The sequence below is a fragment of the Streptomyces sp. NPDC002669 genome (assembly GCF_042889165.1).
Lineage (GTDB): Bacteria > Actinomycetota > Actinomycetes > Streptomycetales > Streptomycetaceae > Streptomyces.
In genome coordinates, this window is sequence record NZ_JBIAQQ010000036.1 from 1 (window position 1) to 25,742 (window position 25,742).

Consider the following 25,742-nt stretch of genomic DNA (forward strand, 5'->3'; position numbering starts at 1 on the left):
CCCCGGCCCGCCCCGCCACCCACCTCCCCGGCCCCGTCGACCCCCACCACTACCCCCTCCCGCCACCCACCACCGACTGAACACACCCCGGTCCGCGCAGGGGGCACCAAGTGCCGTGGGCCGGTTGTCAGAAGCAGCGGGCCTGCAGGTCCGCGGCGGAGTACCGCTTACTGATCTTGCGCCCGGAGTCGTCGCGAAGGAAGAAGTACCACTGCTGGTCCCTGTGGTGCCAGACCTTGTCCCGGACGGCACCGCGGCGGGGTGTGCGGTTACGGTCGTTGAGCACCACCTGCGCCCGTTGGCCCTCGTGGAAAGCGGGCGCAGGTATTTCGACGCCGCCGGGACTCAGCACAGCCGCCCGGGCCTGGTCGGTGAGCTGGTCGGCCTCCAGAGCCGAGCGAAGGACCGACCGGGCGGACGACCGGTCGTGGACCGTACCGAAAGGCAACAGCTCATGGAGTTCGAAGCGGCGACCCGGCTCGGCATCGAGTCTGGCGGACGCATACAGGTGCATCGGCACCTCGGTCCAGCCTCCGGGCGGAAGCTCCCGGTACAGCTCACCCGAGGCGCCCATGGCGGCCAGCACGTCGTGCGCGACCAGAGGATGGCGGACGTAGGCCTCGACCACCGCCAGACGCAGATCCTCGGCAGGGATCCGTCGGCACAGCTCCACCAGGTCGCCGGGCCTGGTTATCAGGTTGATGAACGTGTGCTCGACGAACCGCCGGGCGTTGAGGTGCTGCTCTTGCCGGGCGTAGACGAGGTCGACGGCATCGGCGAAAACCGAGGGGAAAAGGTCTTCGTACGCCCACAGCCGACAGGCGTTCAACCGGTCGGCAAGCAGCCGGTAACGCTGCCCGGCCGGCAACGACATCAACTCATGGACATTGATGTCCAATGGCCTTCTCCCTCGCGTCCGTGCCCGCCGCCCGCAACGCAGAACACCCGTTCCACGCACAATAACCGTGGGCGTGAAGTGCGCCGCAGAGGGGCGGCCGGTGCGGACGGCCGCCGCACCGGCCGCATCCACGCCGTCCATCCGCGCTGCGGCCACACCTGCGTCAACGACACCGTCAGCGTGTACTTCGCCGACGACCGGCTGCTCTCCCACGACCTCATCTGCCGTCGGTGAGACCGGCCATGCGATGGTCCGCCGGCCCGCCCGAACGGACGGAACGGGCGGAACGGATAAACGAAATGAACGAGCGGGGGGCGTCCCGGTGTGTGCCACCGGGAACGGCCCCGCCGCTGGATGGTTCGGCACTCGCCGGCCGGTGACGGCCGGCCGGACCGGTCGTGACCGGTCAGCGCCCCGGCACCGGCCTCGCGTGGGCGAAGCCCCTGTGGTGCCATACCAGGCCCCCCGCCGGGCGGCCCCGGCAGTCGGACGCGGCCACCCGGCCCACCAGGATCGTGTGGTCCCCCGCCTCGATCGCGTCGTGCCGCGCGCAGGTCAACCGCAGTGCGCTGTCGGCCAGTTGGGGTGCGTGGCGCGAGGTCGGGCCGGAGGTCAGCCGGACGTTCTCGAACCGCTTCTCGGTGGGGCCCGCGAACTTCCTCGCCAGGTCCTCGTTCTCCGGACCGAGCAGATGGAGGGTGAAGGCGTCCGCCGTGACGAGCACGTCATGGGTGCGCGAGCCCCGGTCCAGGCAGACCAGGATCAGCGGGGGGGCCAGCGACAGCGAGGACACCGCGCTCGCCGTCAGCCCCCGGGGACTCCCCGTCCTGTCGTAGCACGTCACCACCGTGACGGGGGCGGCGAGCGACGCCATCGCGGCACGGAACTCGTCGGCCGGTATGTCGCCGGACATCACCATGTGCGGTGCGCCCGGCTCCGGGGTCGCGGCGGCGTCCGGCACCCCGAGTTCCGGGGCGACGGCCGTCGCCGTGTCCGGAACGGACTGGGCCAGCAGGGTCGTGGCGCTCATCGGACAGCCCCTTCCAGTTCCCGGGACGGCATGGCCGGGGACGAGGCCCCGGGGAGATCCGCGGCCGGAAGGGCCGGCCCCGGAAGCCACCGGCCGAGGGGCTCGCCCACGGTTCCGCGGGTCAGGTCCCAGGCCACCCGACCACCCCGCACCACCGTGGTGAACCGGCCGGTGAACATCCAGCCCTCGTAGGCCGACCAGCCGCACAGCGACTGCACGTGCCCCGCGGAGAGCTGCCACCGCGCGGCCGGGTCCAGGAGCGCGAGATCGGCGTCCGCGCCCACCGTCAGCCGGCCCTTGCCGGCCAGCTCGAACAGGTCGGCCGGCCCCGTGCCCATCAACCGTGCGAGATGGGATGCCGCGGCGTCGGGCTCGACGCCCCGTGCGAGCAGGCCCGTCCACACGGAGACGGCGAGTTCCTGGACCCCGGGCAGCCCGGGGGGAGCCTCGGCCGGGGGACGGTTCTTCTCCTCGACGGTGTGCGGGGCGTGGTCGCTGCCGATGGTGGATGCCTCACCGTCGAGCACCGCCCGCCAGAGCCGCTCGCGGTCGCGCGGGGCACGGATCGCCGGGGAGAGCCGGGTGCGGGGGCCGCGCCGGGCCGTGTCGTGGTCGGTGAACGACAGGTGGTGCCCGGTGACCTCGAAACTGATCGGCAGTCCCTCGGCCGCCGCGGCGACCAGCAGGTCGGTCTCCTCGGCCGACGACACATGGAGTATGTGCACCTTGGTGCCGTGGGTGCGCACCAGATGGACCACCTTGGCGACCGCGACGATCGCCCCGGAACGCGGCCGGTGGGGTTCGTAGGCGCTGTACGAATCGGGGTCGCCGCTGCGGGAGTCGAGCAGGTCGAAGACGTGCTGGTCCTCGGCGTGCAGCACGAGACGGACGCCACCGCGCGCGGCCGCGGCGAAGGCCGCCTCCAGCTGGTGCGCCTCGCGGAAGACCACGGGCGCGGTGTGGTGCCCGGCCATGAACGCCTTCGCGGAGGTCGCGACGGCCGGGTCCAGGCCGGCGAGCACCTCGGGGTGGTCGGGGTCCGCTCCTATGTGGAACCGGTGGTCCACGTAGGAGCGGCCCGCTATCAGGGCGGCCTTCGCCCGGAGCGATGCCGCGTCGAGCGACGGCGGACGGGTGTTGGGCATATCCATGACGGTCGTGACCCCGCCGGAGAGGGCCGCCCGGCTGCCGCTCTCCCAGGTCTCCTTGTGCTCCAGACCGGGAGTGCGGAAGTGCACGTGGGAATCGATGAGGCCCGGCAGGACGTACCGGCCCCGGGCGTCCAGGCGCGGCCCGGCGGGGAGCGGATCGCCGGGGGCGACGAGGGCCGCGATCCGGCCGCCGCGGACGACGACACCGCCCTCGAAGACGCCTTCGGGGGTGACGAGGCGGCCTCCCTCCACCACCAGGTCGGCCTCTGCGGCGGACCCCTGGGAGGAGGACGGGGACATGGAGGAGGAGGGGGAGGTTTTCAACGGTTCCACGGCAGACTCACCAGTTCCTTGCAGAGGTCGTTGGTCGGTCCCATCAGGGCGACGGCCCGGGCGTCGCGCCCGAACCGGTTGATCGGGTGCGTCTCGACGTATCCGGCCGAGCCGAGGAACCGGGCGACGTCCGCCACCACCCGCTCGGCCGCCGCGGAGGCGGACAGCTTGGAGTGGAGCGTGGTCAGCCCCGGATCGGCCGAGGTGCGCCGGCCCGCCCGTTCCACCACCGCGCGGGCGGTCTCGACCTCGGTGGCCAGGTCCACCAGGCGGTGACGGACCGCCTGGTGGGCGTAGAGCCCGCGACGTTCGGCGTGCCGGTGCGCCGCGTCGAGCGCGGCCTGGGCGATGCCCACGGCGACCGCGCCGAGCGAGGCGCCGCTGTCGCGGACCCGGGCGATGATGGAGGCGGCGACGCCCGGCGCGCCGAGCCGCGCGGAGTCCGGGACGTGGCACTCCCGCACGGACACGAAACCGGTGGCGGAGCCGCGCATCCCGGACAGCCGCATCGACGTGTCGGGCAGCAGCCCCGGATGGCTCCCGGGCACCAGGAAGAAGGTCTGCCCGGCGGCCCCGTATCCGGTGTCCCGCGACGCGGCGGCCGGCGCGGGGGAATCGTCCCGCGACTGCGCCAGGACGAGGTATACGTCCGCGAGCCCCGCACTGGTGGTGAAGGACTTCGCCCCGTCCAGGACCCACCCCCCGTCGGAGGTGCGGCGGGCCTGGGTCGCGAGGTTCTTCTTGTCCGCACCGGCCCCGCTCTCCGACCACGCGGAGGCGGCCAGCCACTGGCCACCGGCCAGTCTGGGCAGCAGCTCGCGGTGCTGGGCGGGGGTGCCGTTCTCGACGATCCGGCTGGTGACGGCGCAGTGCTGGAAGAGCATGATCGCGGCGGACGCGTTCACCGAGGCGACCTGCTCGACACAGGTGTTGAGTGCCACCGCGTCGGCCCCGGCCCCGCCGTGGGACTTGGGGACGACGAGCGCGAGCAGTCCGCTCCCGCGGAGCACGGCGACGGCCTCGCTGTCCGGCTCCCCGCTGCGGTCGGCCGCCTCGGCACAGGCGGCCAGACGGCTCAGCACCTCGGGCGAGGGGACCGCGGAGGCGGCCCGTGCGGTGTCGGAGAGACCGGCCCAACGGGCGTCGGCCGCGGCGAACGGGGCGACGGAGCGCGTGTCGGTCGGCACCCGCGCGGATGTACTCCCGCGCACGGCGGTCAGGCTGTCAACGGAACCCACGGGGTCTCCTCGGATACGCGGTCGGACGGGGGGAGTACGGAGGGGCGGGAGGTGGTGAAACCGTTCTGCGGGGTCGCGGGCCGGGGACGCGGCAGCAGCCCCCGGTACTCGACCTGCTTCTCGGCGACGGACACCCAGGCGAGCCTGCGTTCCCCGTCGGAGCCCTGCGTCGAATGGGCGGCCACCCGTACGCAGCCGCCGGGGGTGCGTACCGGCAGGAGCGCGTCGGGATCCTGCGCCTCCCGCCCCGACAGGGACCAGGGCACGGTGCCCGCGATGCCGGCGGCGGCGCCCAGACAGATCGCGCCGGTGAGCGCGACGGTGGGATGCCAGGACGGTACGGAGACGGCCCGTACGAACAGCCCCCCGCCCTCCTGCGGCAGCAGGGCCGCGATCTTCGGGAAGGCCCCGAAGGTGTCCCAGCCCAGCGATTCGCAGACCGCGATCCGCAGTCGGGTCATGACGTCGAACAGCCGGGGATCGTCCGCGAAGAGCCGCCCGGGCGTGTCCGCTCCGAGGTGCGAGGCGTCCACGAAGGCGTACGGATTGCCCATCGACACCAGCGAGACGGGCACCTCCCGGCCCTCGAAGGGCACCCGGGTCACCGGCTCGCCCGTCATCAGGAGCTCCGGCAGCCTCAGCGGCGGAGAGCACAGGAAATGGGCGGTGAACCGGGTGCCGCCGTCGGAGGTCTCCTCGGTCTCGCAGACCACGTTGTCACCGTTGTTGAGCACATTGACCCGGACCCGGCAGCCCGGTACCAACGGCTGGATCATGCCGGTACGGGCGGCCGCCTCGACGGCGGCCAGGATCGAGTGACCGCAGGAACCGCGCAGGTCGAAGCTGTCGTGACTCTGCGGAAGGGACTGCACGAACCGGTAGTCGAGGTCGAACAGCGGGTGGCGGGACGGGCGCACGATGGCGTTCTTGAGCACGTCACCGGCGCCCTGTCCGGACAGCTCGGCCCGCAGGTCGGCCAGCGCGCCCAGCAGTTGGGGTTCGGATTCGGGGAAGTCGCGGCCGTCCAGGACGGCCGTGGGACAGGGCGCGCCGTGCGCTCGGGCGAGGGAGACGCTCATCCGGTGGCCACCGCCAGTTCACGCGTGCGCGGAGCCGTTCCGGCGGTCCTGCCGAAGAACTCGCTGCGCCACATCTGGTGCGACATCAGGGCCCACAGCGCCAGGGACGAGCTGTCGGACGGCCGGGCGGCCTGCTCGGCGAAGAGGGCGTCGACGGCCTCGTACCGCAACCGCCCGTCGGAACGCAGCGCCTGCGGGGACAGGACGTCGCGGGCCATCGCCCACAGCCGCTGGCCGGGGGCCAGCATCGCCGTGATCGGCAGGGTGAACGGCTGCTTGGGCCGGTTCAGCACGCTGTCGGGCAGCAGCCCCTCGGCGGCGCGGTACAGCGCGCGCTTGACGCCGACCCCGGGAACGGTGCGGTGCTGGTCGGGCAGTGTCGCCGCGTAGCGCACCACGCTCGGCTGGCAGAACGGGAGCCGGGCCTCCACCGAGCTGGCCATCGACAGGTGGTCGACCCGGCGCAGGTGGTACGCGGGAAGCCGGTAGCGCTGCTCGATCCGGCAGATGCGCTGGAGCCGGCTGCCCGTGCCGTACGCGAGCATGTCGGTGAGGCCCGGCGGCATGGGCGACATGCCGGGGGAGAGGACCAGGTCGGCGTACTCGGCGGTGTACAGATCGTCGCGCAGCGCACGGGGGACGGCGGCCAGGTGGTCCAGGTAGGCACCGGCCCAGTCCGCCCCCTCGGGCGCGGCGAGCGCCTGCGTCATGCGGGCGTATCCGCCGAAGAGTTCGTCGGCGGCGTCCCCGGTCAGGGCGACCTTGAACCCCGCGTCGCGGACCGCCCGGAAGAGCGAGAAGGTGCTGAGGGTGATCGGATCGGCGTTGGGCTGGCCGAGGTGCCGTACGACGTCGCCCATCAGGTCCGGGAAGGTGGCCGGGTCGATCTCCACCTGGTGGTGCACCGTGCCGGTGTGCCGGGAGACCTCCGCGGCGAACGCGCGCTCGTCCCCGGGCCAGTCGCCGGTGTAGGCGATGTTGAAGGTGTGCAGCGCCCCGGACGCGCCGCGGTCGTGCAGGGAGCGCGCGGCGAGCGCCGTGACCAGGCTGGAGTCGAGGCCGCCGGAGGTGATGGCGGCGACCGGCGCGTCGGCGACGAGCAGCCGGGACACCTCGCGGGCCAGCAGCTCGCGCAGTTCCTCGCCCGCCCGGGCGAGGCTGCGCTCCTCGGCGACCGGCGGGGCGGACTCGTACCCCATCCGCCGGGTGCTGAGACGGAGGCCCTCCTCCCGGGTCACGACCGCGGTGGCGGCCGGCGGCAGGACGTCGATGCCCTGGAACATGGTCCGCTGGCCGAAGGGGGTCTTCGCCGACAGGTAGGTGTGCAGGCCCAGTTCGTCCTCGTAGGGGCGTACGTCGGTGAAGCCGAGGAGGGCGGGCAGCTCCGAGGCGAAGTGGAAGCGGCCGCTGCGCTCCTCCCAGTGGTAGTAGAGCGGCTTCATCCCGGAGGCGTCGGTGGCGATCACGAGGCGCGGGGCGCGCCGCAGGTCCATGACGGCGACGGAGAACATGCCGTCGAGCTGCTCGGCGAACCGCTCGCCGTACGTGAGGTACAGCGCCGGCAGGATCGATCCGTCGCACCGGTCCTCGAAGTGGAAGCCCTGCCTGATGAGTTCGGTGCGCAACCGGTCGTGGTTGTAGAGCTCGCCGTTGAAGACGACGGTGATGTCACCGAGGCGGTAGGGCTGGGCACCGCCCTCGGGGTCCATGATCGACAACCGGTTGTTGCCGAGGGCCCACCCCGAGTGCTGGGCGAAGGACTGGGCGTCGGGCCCGCCGTGGTGCTGGAGGGCGGCGACGTGGCGCATTTCCTGGGCGGTGGTGCGGGCGTGGAAGGATCCGTGGATACGGCACATGGCTCAGATCACCTGACGTCGGAGGAGAGACCGGCGGCGGAGTAGAGCGCCGGGTCGTACGGGCTGGGACCGCCGCAGGTCACGAAGCGACGGGCGTCGGGACCGGTGTGCGGGTTGCGTGCTCCGTGCAGGACGCCGGGCGCCGCGTACAGGACGTCTCCGGCGGCTACATCGATCCAGCGGTCGCGCAGGTACATCTGGCCGATGCCCTCGAAGGCGATGAACGCCTCGTCGCTGTCGGGGTGCAGATGCACGTTGAAGGTCTGGCCCGGCTGCTGGATGCCGCAGTGCAGGCAGAGCTGGCTGCTGCCGTTGCCGGGCCAGAAGACGAAGTTCATGGTGGCGCGGTCGCCGTCGGGGGCGATCTGGCCGGTGCCGCCGAAGCCGCGCAGCTGGGTGGTCTCGTCCCAGAGGGTGGAGAAGGGCTCGGGGTCCGTGCCGGGCCTGCGGCCCGCCGCGAGCGGTGTGCGCCAGATGTAGACGGTCAGCCCCTCGGTGTCGGCCGTGAGGTCCAGGACCTGCCCGGTGGGTGCGTACACGGCGTGGGACCGTTCGACCCGGTGGCTGCGGGAGCCGACCGTCGCGGTGCCGCGGCCGTCGAAGACGACCGCGGTGTTCTCCTCCCCGACGCTCCCGTCCGGGCTGAAGGACTCGCCCGCCGCGATGCGCACGACGTGCAGGGTGACGTGCGTGGCGCCCGCGGCGGGGCTCACCGGGGTGGCCAGTGTGGTGCGCCGGCCGGGCAGCGGGGCGAAGGCGAACTCGGCGGCCGTGACGATCCGGGCGTCCCCGAGGGGGGACGCGGCGAGGGTTGCCGGGGCGGATGTGCGCGTCATGCGAAGGGCTCCTTGGAGGTGAGGAGGAGACGAGAGGAGGGCGGGGAAGGAGTGGGAGGGGCGGCCCCGTCCTCGTCCTGTGAACCCAACTTCGCCCAGGCCGGTCCCGCCGTACTCCCGCTTCGCTACCGCGGCGAAGGAGATGACCGGGAACCGTCCCGTACCGGCAGGGCCTTCATCGGGAACTCAACTCCACTGTTTGGAAAGGGAATTGATGGAAAAGGCGCAACGGAACGGGGCCGGCGCGGGCCCCCTGGAAGGGTGTCCGCGCCGGCCCCGGCTCAGTGCGTTGTGCTGCATCGCGCTGCGTTGTGTTGTGTTGTGTCAAGCCGTGTCGTGTCGTGCCGCGTTGTGCCGCGGTTCGTTACGGGCAGGACTCCTCCGGTACGCGGGCGGGCGCGACCGGCGCCGGCGGCGCCGTCTTCGCCCGCTGGGACAGGGCGGAGACACGCCCCTCCGCGACGGCGAGCGCGGCGATCACGACGACACCGCCCACCGGCACGTTCCAGGTCAGCGGTTCGCCCAGGGCCAGCACCCCGACGACGACGGAGAACACCGGCACCAGATAGTTCACACCGGACGCCGTGGTCGGACCGGCGTCCGCGATCAGCCGGTTGAGCAGGGCGAACGCGATACCGGTGGAGGCGGCGCCGAGGACCAGCAGGGCGAGCAGGGGCTTGAGGGTGAGGTCGCCGTGCAGCGTCCAGCCGGTCATGAGCGTGGTGACCACCACGGTGATGACGGCTGCCATGCTCAGCTGGGCGGCGGTCACGGAGAGCGCCGGCAGCTTGTGGGGACCGATGAAGCGGCGGATGTAGACGAAGCTGACGGCATAGCTCGCCGCCGCGCCGACGCAGGCGAGCTGCCCGCCGATCGTGCCGAAACCATCGGTGTTCCACGGCCCGACGACCACGATCAGCCCGATGAACCCACCGACCAGACCGGCCACCTTGCGGCCCGTAGGCTTCTCCTCGGAGAGCGCGAGCGCGGCGACGCCCAGCGTGATGAGAGGGGTCGCGCCCTGGATCACCCCGGCCGTGGTCGCGGTGGTGTGCTGCTCACCGATGGCGAAGAGGGTGAAGGGGACGACGTTGCCGAAGACGGAGGCGACGGCGATGTGCCCCCAGAGCTTCCGGGAGGGGAAGGCGAGCCGCTTCAGGGCGAGGATGCCCAGGACGACCAGGGCGCCGACGATCAGCCGGCCCGAGGCGAGCTGGAGGGGCGCGAATGCCTCCAGGGACATCTTGATGAAGGCGAAGCTGCAGCCCCACAGGGCGGCCAGCAGGCCGAAACGGCCCCAGTTGACGAGGTTCATGCTGTGTTTCTCCTAGGGGAGACGGGGCGGGGCGGATGGCGCCCCGTCGGTCAGTGGTGGTGGTGCGGGTGCGTGTCGTCCGGGCCGTGGTGGTGCGCGGGCCCGTTCTCGTGCGCGTGCGGGTGGTCGTGGTCCGTGTCGGGGGCGTCGACCTCGAACTGGTCGTACTTCTCCATCAGGGCGACCATCTCCTCGCGGGACGGGCGGTTGCCGTCGGCGAGAAGAGCGGCCAGACCCTCGAAGTACCCCTCGCGGTGCTCGGCCGGAGTGAAGATGATCAGCATCTCGGCGAGAGCGTCGCTCTCGTTGCGGAAACCGTGCACGGCGTTCTCCGGCACGTGCAGGAAGTCACCCGCCCTGGCGGTGCGCCAGCCGGTGCCGTCGTGCAGGCGCACCTCGCCCGTCAGCACGTAGAAGGACTCGGAGATCCGTGAGTGGTAGTGCGGGGCGGCGCCGCCGGCACCCGGCAGCATGGAGTGGTGGAAGAGCCCGAACCGCCCGTCGGTGGTCTCCGCGAGAGCGATGAAACGCGTCGTCGTGGCGGTTCCGATCTCCGCCTTCACCGCGTCCGCGTACGCCCGGAACATCGCGTGACTCATGGTCAGCCCTCCCACATGCTCAGGTAGCGCTCACCTGTGTCGGGCAGCAGCGTCACGATCACACCGTCGGTGAACTCGGCCCTGCGGGCGACGATCTCGCTGGCACGGGCGGCGGCACCGGAGGAGACACCGGTGAACAGCCCCTGGCTGGTGGCCAGTCGGCGGGCGGTGAGCAGGGCGTCCTCGTCGGAGATCGTCAGCACCTCGTCGATGAGCGAGACATCGGTGGTGTCGGCGACGAAACCGCCGTTGAGGCCCGGGATGCGGTGCTGACCCGCGTACCCCCGGGACAGCACCGGCGACTTCTCCGGCTCGACGGCTATCACCCGCACGTCCGGGTCCTGCTCCTTGAGGTGGCGGGCGACACCGGTGAGGGTGCCCCCGGTGCCGACCCCGCAGACGAAGGCCGAGATGCGGCGGCCGGTGGCCGCCACCGCGGAATGGATCTCGGGGCCCGTGGTCTCGTAGTGCGCCAGGACGTTGTCCTGGTTCTCGTGCTGGCAGGGGAACCAGGAGCCCGGCGTGGCCGCGTGCAGCCGCTCCGCCTCGGCGATCGCTCCCGGGTAACCCAGCGCGCTCGGTGTCTGGACGATCTCGGCACCGAAGGCGCGCAGCAGCTTGACCCGTTCGGCCGTGGCGTTGTCCGGGAGCACGATGACGCAGCGGTAACCGCGCGAGGCGGCGAACGCGGCCAGCGAGATCCCGGTGTTCCCGGAGGTGGCCTCGATGACGGTGCCACCGGGCCGCAGCGCGCCGCGCTCCTCGGCGGCACGCAGCATGTAGAGGGCGGCCCGGTCCTTGCTGGACGACATCGGGTTGGCGGACTCCAGCTTCGCCAGCACCCGCGCACCGGGCGCCAGGTCGCGCAGACGCAGTTCCAGCAACGGGGTGGAGCCGACGAGGTCCTCGATGCGCGAGGCGACGGCCGGGCGGGCGGGGGCGATGTGGGCCGAGGGGGCCTGTGCGGTGGTCGACACGGTTCTCATCTCTCGCAATCGGGGGAGTCGGTCGGCACGGAGTTCGGACGGGTCACCAGGAACCCGCGGAGGCGATGACGGTGAAGACGTCCTCCATCAGCTCCGGCCGGCGGCCGGGCTCCTTGATGACGGCGGTGGGCGCGAGCACCCGGGCACCGCGGGGGACGTCCTTGTTGACGAGGGCCTGCGCACCGATGACCGCACGGTCACCGACGGTCACCGGACCGAGGACGGTGGCGTTGGCGCCGAGGACGACACCACTGCCGACAACGGGGTGACGGCGGTCGCCCTCGGGCCGCTTGTTGTCGCTCCACCAGCCGACCGCGCCGAGGGTGACCTGGTGGTACATGGTCACGTCGTCGCCGACGACGGCGGTCTCACCGATCACCACACCGGCGCCGTGGTCGATGAAGACCCGACGGCCCAGGACCGCGCCGGGGTGGATCTCCACCGCCGTCACCCGGCGTGCCCACCGGGCCAGCAGCCGGGCCGGTATCCGCAGGCCGCGGCCGTGCAGACGGTGAGCGATCCGGTGCGCCCACAGCGCGGTGAGCGCGGGATGGAGGACGGCTTCCTTCTTGCTCCGCACGGACGGGTCCCGGGCCACGACGACATCGAGGTCCTCACGGAGGGCGGAGAGGAGGCGGAGGGACGCGGAGGCGGGGGTGGCGGAGGCGGGGGCGGCGGCGCCCGCCGCCCCGGAGCCCGTGGCGGGGGCGGGGGCGGACGCGGGGCCGGAGGGCTGATTCGGCTCCGGTTTCGTCGGACTGAGCAGGCTCATCGTGGCTCCAGTGGCGGGGCGGGCCTTTGACTGGAAAAGAGCGTGCCGGGCCGGCTTCCCGCCGCAGTCCCGGCCCGTTCCCGCTCGTCGGGACCGCCGCCGCCCCCGACGGAACCAGGAGGGAACGCGGCGGGAAACATACGGGAACGACCGCTCCCACACTTGCCTGTGCACCACCCGATCGGCCGCACGCCGGCCCATCGGCCGGCTGCACCTTGTCGAGATGTCCCATTGCGAACAGAGGAGCTTCCCGTGCCTGTGATTTCCGTTGACTGGTGGAAAGGCAACGACCGTGCCCGACGCCAGGAACTGGTCGGTGAGCTGACCGCCTGCGTGTCCCGGATAGCGGGGTGCCCCGAGGAGGCCGTCACCGTCATCGTGCGGGATGTGGACCCCGGCCACTGGGGGAAGGGCGGCCTGCTCGCCGACACACCCCCCGACGCCACCGCTCTGCCCGCACCGCAGGACACCGGGGGACAGCAGCCATGACGGCCCCCGCCGGATCCAGTTCCTCAGATCCGCGCTCCCTTCTCCTCGTCTGTCCGACGCCCCGGCTGGTGACCGCGGCGACGGAGGCCGGATTCCAGGTCGTCACGGTCGCCGATCCGGCCGGTTTCACGGACGACCAGCTGCGCGACCACCTGGCGGAGACCATCCGCACCCACCGGGTGGGCATGCTGATCGCCTGCGGAGAAGCGAGTACCCTGCCCGCCGTGCTGGAGACGGCCGAACGCCTCGGCGTGTCCCCGAACCCGGCGGCCGCGGCCCGGCTGCTCGCCGACGCGTCGCAGATCAGGGGCCTGATGACGCGCAGCGGCCCCCAATGGGAGGCGCTGACCCTGCCCACCGGGCCGGAGGACGGGCCCCCGCCGTACGACATCGAGTACGGCGTGGAGACGCTGACGGCGGAGGGGATGCACCGGGTCACCGGCATCGTCGAACTGCGCTTCACGGGCAGGGGAGCTCCCCGCACCAATTCCGGGCCCGGACCGGGCACCGGGGACGGCCCCACCGGCACGGTGCGCGAGGGCGCCCCCCTCCACACCTTCCCCGCGCCCATCACCAGGCAGGAGGAAGCGGAGATCCGGGCCCTGGCCACGGGCCTCCTGGACCTGGCCGGGTACGAGTTCGGCTACGCCTTCACCCGCATCGCCCGCACCGACGAGGGACCGCGCGTCATCGAGTCGCTCCCGCGGCAGGCGAGCTGGCCCACCTCCCGGCTGATCGAACTGACCACGGGACTCGTGCCGGAGCGGGAACTCGTGCGCGCCCTGTCGGGCAGCCCCCCGGAGGCGCCGGCGATGGTCGGCTGCGCCGCCGCCGTCCCGCTGCCCGACCCGTCCGGGGCACCGGACCGGATCACAGCACTCGCGGATGTACGGGAGGTGCGGGACGGCCACGTCCTGCTCACCGCCCTCACCCCTGCCGAACTGGCCACCCGGACGGCGGCCGTCCTCGACAGCCAGGTCTGATCCGGTCTCCTCCCTCATGAGTCCCCGGGGGTCCACGAGGGGTCCACGCAAACGCCCGACCGGGGTTTCCCGGCCGGGCGTTCTGCGTGGGCGCCCGCACCGGATCCCACTCTCCCCGGCGCGGTCCTTCCCGCGTCCGGCGGTGCGGGATTCCCAGCGCTTCCCAGGGTTTCCCGCTGTGTTCCCGGTCGCCCGGGAGAGCCGGTAACCGAAGCGGAACAACCCGGGAGCGGGGCACGACAAAGTCATTCCTGTCAGCAGGAAAGCCCAGGCAGGACCACTCCAGAAGGCGGGATTCAGATGCGGAACTCGGTGCTCACGATGGCGGGAATCCTCACGGCGGCCGTTCTCACGGTCGGCGGCGCTGCCGCCACGGCGAACCTCACGGGTGGCGCCGAGCTCGATTCCACGGCCACCGCGCACCTGGTCCTGAAGAGCACCGGCTCCGAGGCCGCCGGCACGGACACGGGCGAGGGCCCGAACACCGGCGAGGGCCCCAACAGCGGGGAAGGCCCCAACAGTGGCGAGGGCCCGAACACCACGCCGGTGGTTCTCGCGCTCGACGGTGAGGGTCCGAACGTCGGTCCCATGTCCGATGGTGAGGGTCCGAACGTCGGCCCCGCATCCGATGGTGAGGGTCCGAACGTGGTTCTCGCGCTCGATGGCGAGGGCCCGAACGTCGGTCCCGCGCCCAGTGGTGAGGGCCCCAACTTCGCCGCCTGATCCCCGTCGCCGCACAGGCCCCCTGCTGGAAGGCCGGTGCCCCGCTCTCCGCCGAGGAGAGCGCGGCACCGGCCTTTCCCGCGTTCGAGGATGCGGATGCCGGGAACCGGCCGCGCGGCAGTGGTCCTCGGCCGCGGCCCGGCCAGGGAACCCCGTCAGGCCGTTCGGGCCGCGGGAATCCCCATGGCCTCGAACGCCTTGTTCGCCGCCTCCCGGTGGACCCGGGCCGAACCGTGGTCGCCGAGGTGTTCCAGGGCGTGCGCCATACCGGCCAGCGCGTGTGCCTCCTCCACCCGGTAGCCGATGCCGGAGGCCGCGTCATGGGCGTGCTGGTGGAGGTCGAGGGCGAGGGAGTAGCGGCCGTTGCGGGTGTGCAGCCGGCCGACGATGTTGCCGACGGCGGCCTCGCGCATCGGTGCGCCGCTCAGATCCCCCAACTGCAGCGCCGACTCCGCCCATTCGGTGGCCGGCCTGCTCTCGCCGAGCCGGTCGGCGGCCTCGGCGGACAGGGCGAGCAGCAAGGACATGTCGGCGGGCGACATGACGTCCACGGCCAGCTTGCGGGCCCGGCCCAGCAGATCGGCGGCCACATCGACCTCGCCCGCGCCGAGTTTGGCGATCGCCAGCTCCGTGAGCCCCTCGACCTCCTTGTCTACGGAACCGATGCCCCGGGAGAGCGTGATGGCACGGGTGGCCGCCTCCACCGCCTCCGGGAAACGCCCCCACTCGGCGTACAGGTTGCTCAGGTTGGTCAGGGACTCGGCCTCGGCCCGCTCCGCCCCGAGCTCCCGCTTGATCGAGATGGACTGCTGGAGCCGGGGAAGCGCTTCGTGGTACCGCCCCAGCGCGCTGAGCAGGAGGCCCAGGACGCCGGTGTCCTTGGCCTCGCCGCGCCGGTCGGCGAGACCGACGGCCAGCTCGAACGCCTCCTCGGCCACCTCGATCCCCTCCTCGAAGCGCCCGAGCTTCCAGCAGGCCACGGAGAGGTTGGACAGGCTCAGCCGCAACAGGGCCGGATCGCCCAGCCGACGGGCGGCGGTGATCGCGGTGCGGCTCAGCTCCCGGAACTCCTCCAGCCGGCCACGCAGGTCGAGGGGAAAGACGACATTGGCGGCGAGCAGCCCCACATGGCTGTCCAGTTCCCAGCGGTACGCCAACGAGACGGCGGCCATCAGCGAGTCCTGCTCCCGCTCCAGCCAGTCCCGGGCCTGGTCCGGAGTGCTGAGCGGAGGGAGTTCGGCAGCCGACCGGGGCTCGGGGCGGTTTATCCGGGCACGTCCGGGAAAGAGCATGTCGCAGGCGGCGTCCGTCGCGGCCAGCGCGAAGTCCAGGAGCCGGCGCACGGCGCGCGCGGCCTCCTCGTCCCCCGTGCCCGCGCCCGCATTCGCACCGCCGGGTTCGGCATCGGGGCGCGCACTGCCGCGCGAGAGGTTCTGGGCGAAGCTGCGGACCAGGTCGTGGAAGGCGTAACGACCGGTCTCGTGCTGCTGGAGCAGGTGCATGTCCAGGAGGTACTCAAGGACCCCCTCCGCGTCCCGCGCGCTCTTGTCGAGCAGGGCGCCGGCCGCGTACACGTCGATCTCGGTCCCCGGATGCTGGCCCAGCATCCTGAACGCCTCCCGGGTCTCGGCCGCCAGACCCTCGTACGAGAGCCGCAACGTCACTTCGACGCTGCGCTCGCCCGAGTTGAGCTCGGCCAGCCGGTGGGCGTCGTCGCGGAGCCTGTCGACGAGGTAGCGGACGGTCCAGCGGGGGCGCTTGCGCAGCCGGGCGGCCGCGATGCGCAGGGCGAGCGGAAGATGACCGCAGAGCTCCGCCAGTTGCGCGACGGCCTCCGGCTCGGCGCGGGCGCGGGTACGGCCGAGGACCCCCTCGACGAGGGCGACACTGTCGCCGGGCGGCATGACGCCGAGCGAGACGGTGTGCGCGGCGTCGAGGTCCACGAGGAGGGCGCGGCTGGTGACGAGGACGAGGGTTTCGGTGGGGGAGGTGAGGAGCGGCCTCACCTGCGACTCGTCCAGGGCGTTGTCGAGCAGCAGGATCATGCGATGGGTGCTCATGGTGCGCCGCCACAGGGCGATGCGGCCCTCCGCGTCGTCCGGGATGCGGTCGCCCGGAACGCCGAGCGCCCGCAGCAGGGCCTCGGCGGCGGCGCCCGCGCTGAGCGGCTGCCCGCTGGGTGTGAACCCGCGCAGATCGATGTGGAGCTGCGCGTCCGGATAGCTGTCGGCGAGCTGATGGGCGGCCCGTACGGCGAGTGATGTCTTGCCGCTGCCGCCCATGCCGTCGATGGCGATGATCAGGGGGCCCGTGCCGGGGGCTTCCGCGACGAACCCGAGCAGTTCGCGGACCTCCTCCTCACGGCCGGTGAAGTCGCGCAGGTCGTAGGGGAGGGTGGAGGGCTTGCCCTCCGGGGTGAACGGGGCGACGGTGGTCTGCGGCGGGGCGGCGAGCTCGGGGCTGTTGCGCAGGATGGCGTTGTGGAGTTCGGTGAGCGAGTCGCCGGGACCGATGCCGAGTTCGTCGATCAGGAACTCGCGGACCTTGGCGAACTCTTCCAGGGCTTCCGCCTGGCGGCCGGATCGGAAGAGGGCGAGCATCAGCTGGCCGCGCAGGGTCTCGCGCAACGGGTGCGCGTCGATGAACTCTCTCAACTCGCCGACCAGTTCGCCGTTCTCTCCTGAATCGAGCCGCAGGTCGAAGAGTTGCTCGACGGCCGTCAGGCGTCGTTCCTCCAGGGCCGCGGAGGCGGCGGCGAGCACCGAGCCGCCACTGCCCGACAGCAGCGGCCCCCGCCATAACTCCAGCGCTTCGCGCAACGCCGTGGCGGCAAGTGCGTTCTGTCCGGCGGCAGTGGCTTCCCTGGCCTGTTTCAGCCCCTGCGTGAACCTGCTGAGGTCCACCTGGTCGGGTGTGGTGAGCGCCCGGTAACCCGGCCCCTCGGTGACGATCAGATTGCGCCCGTCGGGAATGCGCTGACGCAACTCCGCAACCGCCTTGCGTACCTGATGGGCGGCGGTGGCGGGCGCGTTCTCGTCCCAGACGGCTTCCACCAGACGGAAGACGGGAAGCACGCGCTGGGGTTCCAGCAGGAGCGTGACCAGCACCTTCTCGTGCACGGGGCCACCCACCCGAACGCGCTCCGACCCGTCCCAGCATTCGAACGAGCCCAGAATCCGGAACCGTACTCTCAGTTCCCCTGTGTTCTCGCTCATGAAACGTTTCCCTCCAGCGGGCCCTGGAGCGGCCCTGCCGCCACCCCACGAATGCCGATGCTCCCAGTCCTGCCGGTCCGAATGGGTCATCACACCAGGGTGTCGAGCCGGGCGGCAAGACGGCCTTCCGTTTCATGGCCTCAAGTGAGTGTTTTTCCGCAGAATTGACTTGCCGTCAACATTTGCCGTTGTCGATTGACCGGGCGTCCGGACGACGAGCTCCTCGCGCACGGCCGGTCACCCCTTCACGGGGACGGGGCGATGCGACGAACCACGGCACGTGCCGGTGGCGGAGGCCCGGAGCCAGTGTTGTGGACGGCGTCCCGGCGGGACCGATCGAACCGGGTGGCACCGATCCGGGCACGGCTCCGGCCGGGCCCTCACCGCCGGCCGCCGTGCGCTTCATGGACCCCTTCTCCTGGCCCGGCGGGTTCCACGGGTTCGGCGTGATGGCACCGCACACCGCCACACGCGCAGGGGGTGCGCAGGCGTCACCCCCACCCAGGTGCCCCGAGAGGGCATCCGAACCGGGGTTGCCGGGCGGTTGATGTTTCGGGGCGCTCTTGCGGTCGTGGGCCGTAGCACTCGCTGCCCGGGGCACGGCCCTCGACGCGCGTATCGCGGTGACGTCTCCCACCTCTCGTGGTTAACGATGTTAACGATATGGCTGAATCGCTGTTTCTGAGGGCGTAACATTGTGCACGTGAATACGGAAGCACGGATTTTGGAAGCGGCTGCCGCACTGCTCGCCGAGTCTCCGGCGGGAGGCATCTCGATCCGCGCGGTGTGCGAGGCCGCGCAAGTGGGAGCGCCGACTCTCTACCGGCTCTTCGAGGACAAGGCCGCACTGCTGGCCGCGGTCGTCGACCATGCCTTCGAGCAGTACCTGGCTTCCAAACGCGCCGTGGTGGCGTCCGATGATCCGGTACGTGATCTCTGCGACGGCTGGGACAATCACGTGGCTTTCGCCCTGGCGCGGCCCGCCTGCTACAAGCTCATGTACTCCCCGGAGCTCGGTGGCCGTCCGGAAGCCGCCGGGGAGGCCCACCGGATGCTGACTGCGGTGATCGAGCGGATCGCGGTCGCGGGCCGGCTGGGCGTGCCGGTCGACCGGGCCGCGCAGATGGTCATGGCCGCCAACGTCGGCCTGGCTCTTTCGTTGCTCTACCGGCCCGACACCAACCAGGACCCCGCTCTGTCGGACAGCATCCGGGACGCCGTCGTCACCGCCATCACCACGAAGGCCGCCGCCCCGGAAGCGGCCGCCTCACCGGCGACGACCCTGCGGACCCGGCTGAGCCGGACCCCGCCGCCCGGATTCACCCCCGCCGAGACCGCCCTGCTCCACGAATGGCTCGGCCGCCTGGAGAACCCCACCACCTGAAAAGGAACCCACTGCCATGACCTCCGACAACGGCACCACCCCGCGGATCGCCCTGGTCACCGGAGCCTCCGGCGGCATCGGACGCGCCACCGCGCTGCGTCTCGCCCGTGACGGCATGACCGTCGTCGCGCACTACGCGGGCCGCAGGGCCACCGCCGAGCAACTGGTCGAGGAGATCATCGCCGCAGGCGGACGCGCCGTCGCCCTCGGCGGCGACATCGCGGACGAGACCGCCATGACCGAGCTCTTCGACGAGATCGAGCGCACCTTCGGCGGCATCGACGTCGTGGTGAACACCGCCGGCATCATGCTCCTCTCACCGGTGGCGGAACTCGACCTGGATGCGCTGGACCGCATGCACCGCACCAACATTCGCGGCACCTTCGTCATCTCCCAGCAGGCGGCCCGCCGACTGCGCCGCGGCGGCTCCTTGATCAACTTCTCCACCACCGTCACCCGGACCGGCTTTCCCGCCTACGGCGCCTACGTGGCTTCCAAGGCCGCGGTCGAAGCCCTGACCCCGGTCCTGGCCAGGGAACTGCGCGGCCGCGACATCACCGTCAACACCGTCGCCCCCGGCCCCACCGCCACCCCGCTCTTCCTCGACGGCAAGGACGAGCAGACCATCGCCCATCTGGCCGAGGCCGCCCCCCTGGAGCGGCTGGGGCAGCCCGAGGACATCGCGGAGACCGTCGCCTTCCTCGCCGGACCCGCCCGCTGGATCAACGGGCAGACGCTATTTGCCAACGGCGGCCTGGCCTGACCCCCGTACCGAAGGAAAACCTCGCCCCGCCGCGCAGGCACCCCCGACGATGCCTCCGCCCCCCGCGGTTTCGACGGCACCCCTTTCGCGGCGTCCGTGCCGACGACCGAACGGGCCCGAGCCCGCGTGGACGGTGGTCGGCACGCGCCCTCTTCGAGCGCGAACGGTCCGGGGCGGTGCCGGCGAGTTGGGCGTCGGCCGTTGAACTCTGGTGGTCGGGCGATCCGATCCGGTGGTCAGGCGGTCTGAACCGTCGTTACGACCGTGCTCCGGCCGAGCTAGCTGCCGGGCCGGGGGGCCACCGAAGCCATGAGCGCACCGTGTGCGGGGCCCATGGGGCGTAGCTCCGTGGAGCTACGTGCCGGATGGGCTCCGCAGGAGGATGCGGGCCCGCCCCGACACCTTCTAATGTCGTGCCGGGATTTCCTCATCCGGCACGAAGGACCACGAATGCCCGACAACGCCCGCATGCGTGACTGTGCGGAGGGCCTGGCAGCCCCTGCGCCGCCGCGGCGCCCGACCGCATGGCACCCACGGGCGGACCTGCTGACCGCACGGTCCCAGCCACTGCCGCCCCTGGCCTGGCCCCGCAGCCTCCGCCTGCTGCCGCACACCCTGGTGGTGCTCACGGCCGTCGCCCTGGCAGCCACCGGCGCGGACACCACCGCACGACTGCTGGCCGCGGCGCACGCGGCCACCGTGGTGGTGGCGCTGCGCCGCCCGGTGCCCGCCTGGTGGCTGTCGACGGGACTCGCCGTCGGGATCGTCCTGGGGCATCCGCCCACCTCCGACAACGAGCTGTGGGTATGGGCAGTCCAGGCATGCGTCCTGTTCCTGCTGGCGCTGCGCGTCCCGACACCCTCGGCCGCCCTGGCCACGGCAATCAGCGGACTCGTGATGCTGATCCTCGAACTGGCGGGGGCGGCGGTGGGCCCGTGGCCGCTCGCGGGGTTCGGCTTCGTACTGTTCGCACTCGCGCCGACCATCGGCGCGGTGGCGCGAGGACGGCGCGAGGACCGGGCCCGACTCACCGAACAGATCGCGGCCACCGCCCAGGAACGGGCACTGCGCACCGTCCTGGAGGAACGCGCCCGGATCGCCCGTGAACTGCACGATGTCGTCGCGCATCACATGTCGATGATCTCCATCCAGGCGGACGCCGCACCGCACCGCGTACCGGACCCGCCACAGGCCCTGGTCACCGAATTCGCATCGATCCGGGCCACGGCCCAGGAAGGGCTCGGCGAACTGCGCCGCCTGCTGGGTCTGCTGAGGGCCGAGCCGTCCGGCGACGAACCGCCGACCACCGCCCCGCAACCCTCGCTCGCCCGGCTCGACACACTGCTGGCGTCGGTGCGTGCCACGGGTCTGCCGGTCACCGCCCACATCGGGGGCACACCGCGTCCGCTGCCGCCCGGGGTCGAGCTGTCCGCGTACCGCATCGTGCAGGAGGCGCTCAGCAACGTGCTGCGCCACGCCCCCGGCGCCACGGCCACCGTCCACGTCGACCACGGCCGCAGCACACTGCGCCTGCGCATCGCCAACACCCCCGCGACGCGTCCGGCCGCGCCCTCGCCCGGCACGGGCCACGGCCTCACCGGCATGCGTGAGCGTGCCACGATGCTCGGCGGCGAACTGTCCGCGGGGCCCGCCCCCGACGGCGGTTTCGAGGTCACTGCCGCCCTTCCCGTCCCGCCGTACGCCGAGGAGCCCGCCCCATGACCATCCGTGTGTTGATCGCCGACGACCAGGCGATGGTGCGCGACGCCTTCTCCGTCCTGCTCGGCGTACAGCCCGACATCGAGGTGGTGGCCACCGCCGATGACGGAGCGCAGGCGGTGGAACGGACCGACGAGCTGGCCCCGGACGTCGTCGTGATGGACATCCGCATGCCGAACATGGACGGCATCGAGGCCACCCGGCGCATCGCGGCACGGCCGGGCAGCCGGACGAGGATCCTGATCCTGACCACGTTCGACCTCGACGAGTACGTGTACGAAGCACTGCGCGCCGGGGCCTCCGGCTTTCTGCTCAAGGACGCCTCCGGGGACCAGCTCGCCCGGGCCGTCCGGGTCGTCGCGGCCGGTGACGCCCTGCTCGCGCCCGGCCTGACGATGCGGCTGATCACCGAGTACGCCCGGGTCACCGCCGGCCCGCGACGGGCCGCCGGAGCGCGCGTCGAGGAGCTGACACCGCGGGAGACCGAGGTGCTGTGCCAGATCGCGCTCGGCCTGTCCAACGAGGAGATCGCACAGCGCCTGACCATCGCCGAGGAGACGGTCAAGACACACGTCGGGCGCATCCTCATGAAACTGGGGCTGCGCGACCGTACCCAGGCGGCCGTCCACGCGTACGAGGGCGGGCTGGTGGTACCGGGCGCGCCCTCCGCCTGAGGCCGTCCCTCCGCAGAGCCAGGCGGAAGGTTGGCTCCGGCGCGGGACGCCCGGCGAGGGTGCGTGGCGCGACGCTGGTGGTGCGTCGGGAACAGCGGCAGCAGGAGGCCGCTCCCCGGCGCACCATCCTTCGTTCCCCGCACCGCACAGGAGCCGCACCATGTCCGCGTCCGCACGATCCGCGTCGCCCGAACCCGCCACCGGCCCCGGGCCCCGTGCCGTGGCCGGGCCGGGCCCCCTGCGCCGCACACTCCGCGCGGCCCTGGCCGTGCCCGCCTCGTTCCTCACGTTCCTCGTCGTGGCGATCGTGCTCGGGGCGTACGTGCCGGCGATACCGAAGATCGGGATCATCGGCCCCGTCCTCGGCGGACAGTACCCGTTCCACATGGCCCTGTTCGGACTCGTCGGGGTCGCGCTGGGAGCACTGGTGTGGCGCGGCGGGCTCGTACGTTGGGGCCGGGCCCTGACCACGCTCACCGCACTGGCCACGGCGGGCGCCCTCGCCATCGGAGCCGTCCAGTTCACAACGGCGAAGAACGCCGGGGCGGACGTCTCGTTCGATGACGTCCTCACGGAACTCGGCTACCCGGACGCCACCCCGGACGCCACTCCCACCTACGCGGTGCGCGACGGCGAGCGCCTGAAGGCGGACGTCTATCTGCCCAAGGGCGCACGGGCCGGTGCGCGGCACAAGGTCCCGGCGATCGTGCTCGCACACGCGGGCGGCTTCCACACCTTCGACAAGAGCGACCTGCGCGGCACGGGCCGCTGGCTCGCCGATCGCGGCGTGGCCGTCCTCGCCGTCGACTACCGCCTGGCCACACCCGACCGCCCGACCTGGAACAAGGCACCCCAGGACCTCGTCACCGCGCTGCGCTGGGCCGAGGACCACGCCGACGGGTACGGGATCGACGCCGACCGGATATCGATGGGCGGCATGTCGGCCGGCGGCACACTCGCCATGGACACCGCCTACCGCCTGCAGAACGCCACACTGAAGGCCACCGACGGCCGGACACCGAAGGCACCGCACTCGGTCGTCGGCTTCTACCCGGGCACCGACGTGACCGACATGTGGCAGCGCGACGTCGCGGGCACGCGCGAGGCGGCCGAACTGTTCACCGGCGGCACGCCCCGTGAGTACCCCGACCGCTACCGCGAGGTGTCGCCGACGAACCAGATCACCAAGGGGCTGCAGCGCACCCTGCTCGTCGTCGGGGACCGGGACCGCAGCGCGCCGCCGTCCACGGTGAACGAGCTCGCAACGGCGCTGCGCGCCAAGGACATCGACACCACGGTCGAGCAACTCCCCTTCGCGGAACACGCCTTCGACGACGCGTACGGGAGCCTGACGTCGCAGACGAGCCGGCAGATCCTGCTCGACTTCCTCACCCGATGAACCCCGGCCCCCGACCGCGCTCACGGCCTGCGGGCGGCGCCGAGGCACGGCATCTGCGCCGATTGGGGCGCACCGGTGCGCGAGCACACCCGGTTGCTCCGCCCCGTCGAGCCGGCCCGCGTGACCGCCCAGGACAAGGTCACCGTGGTCCAGGGCCGGTTCGCCGCGGTGGCACTCACGGCTCTGCGTGACGAGGAGGCGTACGAGGACGTGCTTCCGCCACCGCTGACCGCGCGCAACCCGCGCACCCGTCCGGCCGGCGGCACCGCACTGCGCCGGGCGGGACGGCCGGGGCAGGCGGAGTCGTTCCTCGGCGACCGGTCCGCGCCGGTGCGTGCCTGCGCCAGGTACGGCGTACGGACAGCACGGAGACGGTCCCGCGGCCTGGTACCGGAAACGACGCACAACACCGGACGACCTCGTGCCGCTCCCCGGCGCGGTCATCGGACTGGCCGGGTGCGGGAAGCCCCCGGCCCCCGAGGGCACGTTCGACGTGTGGCCGGCGCCCGACAACCGGATACCGCTGGTCTCCGTCTGCAAATGGCGCACCCCGGGACAGGGCGAGAAGAGCAACCTGTTCCCGCTCGACCTCGCCACCGGCAGAAGCCGGCTCGTCGAGCAGTGGGAGCCGCGCACCGGCAAAAGGCTCGCCCGCTTCGGCGCCCCGGCGATCCGCTCCCGGGCCGTGGGCGCCGAGGAAGCGGACCTGATCATCAATTCCCACCCGGCCGGACCCACACCACCGCCCGGCACCGCGGCCACGAGCCCTCGCACGTCGTACACCGGGTCACCACACCCCGGGTCAGCGCATCCACCACCGGATACGGTACGAAGTCCGGTGTGAACGATCAGACTCAGCCCGCGACCGTGCGCGTGTTCATCGCGCTCGCCCCGCCCGACCACGCGAAAGAAGAACTGGCCCGGGAACTGCGCCCCGCCTACGGCACGCACCCCGGGATGCGGTGGAACCGCGTGGAGGACTGGCACATCACCCTGGCATTCCTCGGGGAACTCCCGGTCGGGACGGTTCCGCTGCTGCGCCCGCCCCTGGCCGGCCTCGCGGCGGAGCACCGGCCGTTGCGCCTGGCACTGCGCGGCAGCGGGAACTTCGACGACCGGGTGCTCTGGAGCGGAATCGACGGAGACCTCGAAGGGCTGCACATGCTCGCCGCCGATGTGCGTACCACCGTCAAGAACTGCGGTGTCGCCTTCACGGAAAGGCCCCTGCGCCCCCATCTGACATTGGCCCGTGCCCGCCGGGGCGACCGGACCTCGGTGGGAGAGATCGCCGAAGGAATCGCCGGATTCACCGGTTGCCGATGGCACACCGAACGCCTGCACCTGGTCGGGAGCAACGCCGGCCGCAGCCGAGGGCCGATCCATTACCGCGACGTCGAGTCCTGGCCGCTCGGCGACGAGGACTCCACCGGAGCTTGACGAACCGACAGCGGGCCGGGTGGCGTGAGCCCCCCGGCAGCCGGCGGGGCAACACGGACGAGCGGTGGCTCAGGGCATGCGCAGGCCGCCGGCCGACAGCCCCAGTTCCGCTTCCGCGAGCGTGCGGGCGAGGTCGGCGAGGGGGGCCGTGCGCTGGTCGGCGCTGGTGTTGATGTACGCGCCGGCCCCGTCGACGACGGCGAGGATGCGTACGGCGGCCGCCCACGGATCGGCACAGCGGAACGCCCGCTCCTCCACGCCCCGCGCGACGATCTGCTCGATGCGGCGGCACCAGCGCAGCTCCTGGCTCACCACCTGGTCGTGGAGCGCGGGGCGATAGCGGGACAGGTGGCGCGCGTTGAGCCAGAGCTTGCTCACGTTGTCGAACTCGGTGCCCGAGATCAATGTGAAGAAGCGCCGGAGCACGCCCAGGGGGTCGCCGTCCCCGGAACCGTCCGCCGCCTCCGGCAGCAGGCCCTCCAGCTCCGCCGTGGTGGCCTCGGCGAACGCCTCGGCCACCAGCTCCTCGACCACCGGGAAGTAGTGGTGGATGAGTCCGGACTGGACTCCGAGACCGTCGGCGATCCGCTGGCGGGTGACGCACTCCAGGCCCTCCTCGAGCCCCACCCGCGCGGCCGCCGCCACGATCTCACGGCGGCGCTCGGCCGCCGACTTGCGAACTTGCCGTCCAGTACCCCTTGACGTCATGGCGATGATGCTATTGGCTGTGCAGCCAAATGACAATTGGCCCTGGAGCCAATACATGGTCGCCGCCCGTACGGCTGCCGTGGCACCAGCCCCGTAGCTGGTAGGAACGGCAGGCCGACGGCCGACCTCCACCCCCGTGAGCGCCGCCGGACGCG

Annotated in this window: 24 protein-coding genes; 11 read left to right on the top strand and 13 right to left on the bottom strand. The window is 72.1% G+C overall.

Features of this window, described 5'->3' with window-relative positions; genetic code table 11:
- Nucleotides 1-127: 127 nt before the first annotated feature.
- The gene (locus tag ACFYW1_RS34680) at nucleotides 128-898 is read right to left on the bottom strand and encodes a hypothetical protein (protein WP_389002553.1); all 771 of its coding nucleotides are present in this window, start codon (nucleotides 896-898) and stop codon (nucleotides 128-130) included.
- A 78-nt stretch (nucleotides 899-976) separates the two neighbouring features.
- Between ACFYW1_RS34680 and ACFYW1_RS34685 the strand changes: the two genes are divergently transcribed.
- Nucleotides 977-1,132, top strand: coding sequence for a hypothetical protein (locus tag ACFYW1_RS34685; protein WP_389002556.1), 156 nt, complete (start codon nucleotides 977-979; stop codon nucleotides 1,130-1,132).
- Between the two features lie 172 nt (nucleotides 1,133-1,304).
- Here ACFYW1_RS34685 and ACFYW1_RS34690 read toward each other — a convergent pair whose 3' ends face one another.
- From ACFYW1_RS34690 to epsC, 10 genes are all read right to left on the bottom strand, one after another.
- A complete protein-coding gene (locus ACFYW1_RS34690) occupies nucleotides 1,305-1,928 on the bottom strand; it encodes a flavin reductase family protein (protein ID WP_389002559.1) in 624 nt (207 codons plus the stop codon).
- The gene (locus tag ACFYW1_RS34695) at nucleotides 1,925-3,412 is read right to left on the bottom strand and encodes a dihydroorotase family protein (RefSeq protein ID WP_389002562.1); all 1,488 of its coding nucleotides are present in this window, start codon (nucleotides 3,410-3,412) and stop codon (nucleotides 1,925-1,927) included. The genes ACFYW1_RS34690 and ACFYW1_RS34695 overlap by 4 nt, the downstream gene beginning before the upstream one ends.
- Nucleotides 3,400-4,650: an acyl-CoA dehydrogenase family protein gene (locus ACFYW1_RS34700; RefSeq protein WP_389002565.1), complete on the bottom strand. Its 1,251-nt coding sequence runs from the start codon at nucleotides 4,648-4,650 to the stop codon at nucleotides 3,400-3,402. The genes ACFYW1_RS34695 and ACFYW1_RS34700 overlap by 13 nt, the downstream gene beginning before the upstream one ends.
- Nucleotides 4,629-5,729, bottom strand: coding sequence for a PrpF domain-containing protein (locus ACFYW1_RS34705; protein ID WP_389002569.1), 1,101 nt, complete (start codon nucleotides 5,727-5,729; stop codon nucleotides 4,629-4,631). The genes ACFYW1_RS34700 and ACFYW1_RS34705 overlap by 22 nt, the downstream gene beginning before the upstream one ends.
- Complete coding sequence (gene asnB, locus ACFYW1_RS34710) at nucleotides 5,726-7,585, bottom strand: asparagine synthase (glutamine-hydrolyzing) (RefSeq protein WP_389002572.1); 1,860 nt, start codon at nucleotides 7,583-7,585, stop codon at nucleotides 5,726-5,728. The genes ACFYW1_RS34705 and asnB overlap by 4 nt, the downstream gene beginning before the upstream one ends.
- A gap of 8 nt (nucleotides 7,586-7,593) precedes the next feature.
- The gene (locus ACFYW1_RS34715) at nucleotides 7,594-8,421 is read right to left on the bottom strand and encodes a cupin domain-containing protein (RefSeq protein ID WP_389002575.1); all 828 of its coding nucleotides are present in this window, start codon (nucleotides 8,419-8,421) and stop codon (nucleotides 7,594-7,596) included.
- Nucleotides 8,422-8,785: 364 nt separating this feature from the next.
- Nucleotides 8,786-9,736 (bottom strand): DMT family transporter, encoded by a 951-nt coding sequence (locus ACFYW1_RS34720; RefSeq protein WP_389002578.1) that lies wholly within the window; start codon nucleotides 9,734-9,736, stop codon nucleotides 8,786-8,788.
- A 50-nt stretch (nucleotides 9,737-9,786) separates the two neighbouring features.
- Nucleotides 9,787-10,335 (bottom strand): cupin domain-containing protein, encoded by a 549-nt coding sequence (locus tag ACFYW1_RS34725; RefSeq protein WP_389002581.1) that lies wholly within the window; start codon nucleotides 10,333-10,335, stop codon nucleotides 9,787-9,789.
- Nucleotides 10,336-10,337: 2 nt separating this feature from the next.
- A complete protein-coding gene (locus ACFYW1_RS34730; RefSeq protein WP_389002584.1) occupies nucleotides 10,338-11,321 on the bottom strand; it encodes a PLP-dependent cysteine synthase family protein in 984 nt (327 codons plus the stop codon).
- A 43-nt stretch (nucleotides 11,322-11,364) separates the two neighbouring features.
- Nucleotides 11,365-12,093: a serine O-acetyltransferase EpsC gene (gene epsC / locus ACFYW1_RS34735; RefSeq protein ID WP_389002587.1), complete on the bottom strand. Its 729-nt coding sequence runs from the start codon at nucleotides 12,091-12,093 to the stop codon at nucleotides 11,365-11,367.
- A 252-nt stretch (nucleotides 12,094-12,345) separates the two neighbouring features.
- On the opposite strand from epsC, the gene ACFYW1_RS34740 reads away from it, so the two are divergent.
- The 3 genes from ACFYW1_RS34740 (at nucleotide 12,346) to ACFYW1_RS34750 (ending at nucleotide 14,288) form a co-directional block, all read left to right on the top strand.
- Complete coding sequence (locus tag ACFYW1_RS34740; protein ID WP_389002590.1) at nucleotides 12,346-12,582, top strand: 4-oxalocrotonate tautomerase family protein; 237 nt, start codon at nucleotides 12,346-12,348, stop codon at nucleotides 12,580-12,582.
- A gap of 68 nt (nucleotides 12,583-12,650) precedes the next feature.
- A complete protein-coding gene (locus ACFYW1_RS34745; RefSeq protein ID WP_389002593.1) occupies nucleotides 12,651-13,565 on the top strand; it encodes a hypothetical protein in 915 nt (304 codons plus the stop codon).
- Nucleotides 13,566-13,865: 300 nt separating this feature from the next.
- On the top strand, nucleotides 13,866-14,288 hold the full coding sequence (locus tag ACFYW1_RS34750; protein WP_389002596.1) for a hypothetical protein: 423 nt from the start codon (nucleotides 13,866-13,868) through the stop codon (nucleotides 14,286-14,288).
- 155 nt (nucleotides 14,289-14,443) lie between these two features.
- Here the strand turns inward: ACFYW1_RS34750 and ACFYW1_RS34755 are convergent, their stop codons facing one another.
- On the bottom strand, nucleotides 14,444-17,503 hold the full coding sequence (locus tag ACFYW1_RS34755; RefSeq protein ID WP_389002599.1) for a BTAD domain-containing putative transcriptional regulator: 3,060 nt from the start codon (nucleotides 17,501-17,503) through the stop codon (nucleotides 14,444-14,446).
- Between the two features lie 703 nt (nucleotides 17,504-18,206).
- Here ACFYW1_RS34755 and ACFYW1_RS34760 point away from each other — a divergent pair.
- The 7 genes from ACFYW1_RS34760 to thpR all read left to right on the top strand — a co-directional run bounded on the left by ACFYW1_RS34760 (nucleotide 18,207) and on the right by thpR (nucleotide 24,879).
- Entirely contained in the window at nucleotides 18,207-18,887 is a 681-nt protein-coding gene (locus ACFYW1_RS34760; RefSeq protein ID WP_389002602.1) for a TetR/AcrR family transcriptional regulator, read from the top strand.
- 16 nt (nucleotides 18,888-18,903) lie between these two features.
- Nucleotides 18,904-19,650, top strand: a complete 747-nt coding sequence (locus ACFYW1_RS34765; protein WP_389002605.1) for an SDR family oxidoreductase — start codon at nucleotides 18,904-18,906, stop codon at nucleotides 19,648-19,650.
- Nucleotides 19,651-20,118: 468 nt separating this feature from the next.
- A complete protein-coding gene (locus ACFYW1_RS34770) occupies nucleotides 20,119-21,372 on the top strand; it encodes a sensor histidine kinase (RefSeq protein WP_389002608.1) in 1,254 nt (417 codons plus the stop codon).
- A complete protein-coding gene (locus ACFYW1_RS34775) occupies nucleotides 21,369-22,043 on the top strand; it encodes a response regulator (RefSeq protein WP_389002611.1) in 675 nt (224 codons plus the stop codon). The genes ACFYW1_RS34770 and ACFYW1_RS34775 overlap by 4 nt, the downstream gene beginning before the upstream one ends.
- A gap of 160 nt (nucleotides 22,044-22,203) precedes the next feature.
- Nucleotides 22,204-23,442, top strand: coding sequence for an alpha/beta hydrolase (locus tag ACFYW1_RS34780; RefSeq protein ID WP_389002614.1), 1,239 nt, complete (start codon nucleotides 22,204-22,206; stop codon nucleotides 23,440-23,442).
- Between the two features lie 421 nt (nucleotides 23,443-23,863).
- A complete protein-coding gene (locus ACFYW1_RS34785) occupies nucleotides 23,864-24,286 on the top strand; it encodes a hypothetical protein (RefSeq protein WP_389002617.1) in 423 nt (140 codons plus the stop codon).
- Nucleotides 24,283-24,879 (top strand): RNA 2',3'-cyclic phosphodiesterase, encoded by a 597-nt coding sequence (gene thpR, locus ACFYW1_RS34790; protein WP_389002620.1) that lies wholly within the window; start codon nucleotides 24,283-24,285, stop codon nucleotides 24,877-24,879. The genes ACFYW1_RS34785 and thpR overlap by 4 nt, the downstream gene beginning before the upstream one ends.
- Before the next feature lie 69 nt (nucleotides 24,880-24,948).
- Here thpR and ACFYW1_RS34795 read toward each other — a convergent pair whose 3' ends face one another.
- Nucleotides 24,949-25,587: a TetR/AcrR family transcriptional regulator gene (locus ACFYW1_RS34795; RefSeq protein ID WP_389002623.1), complete on the bottom strand. Its 639-nt coding sequence runs from the start codon at nucleotides 25,585-25,587 to the stop codon at nucleotides 24,949-24,951.
- Nucleotides 25,588-25,742: the final 155 nt, after the last annotated feature.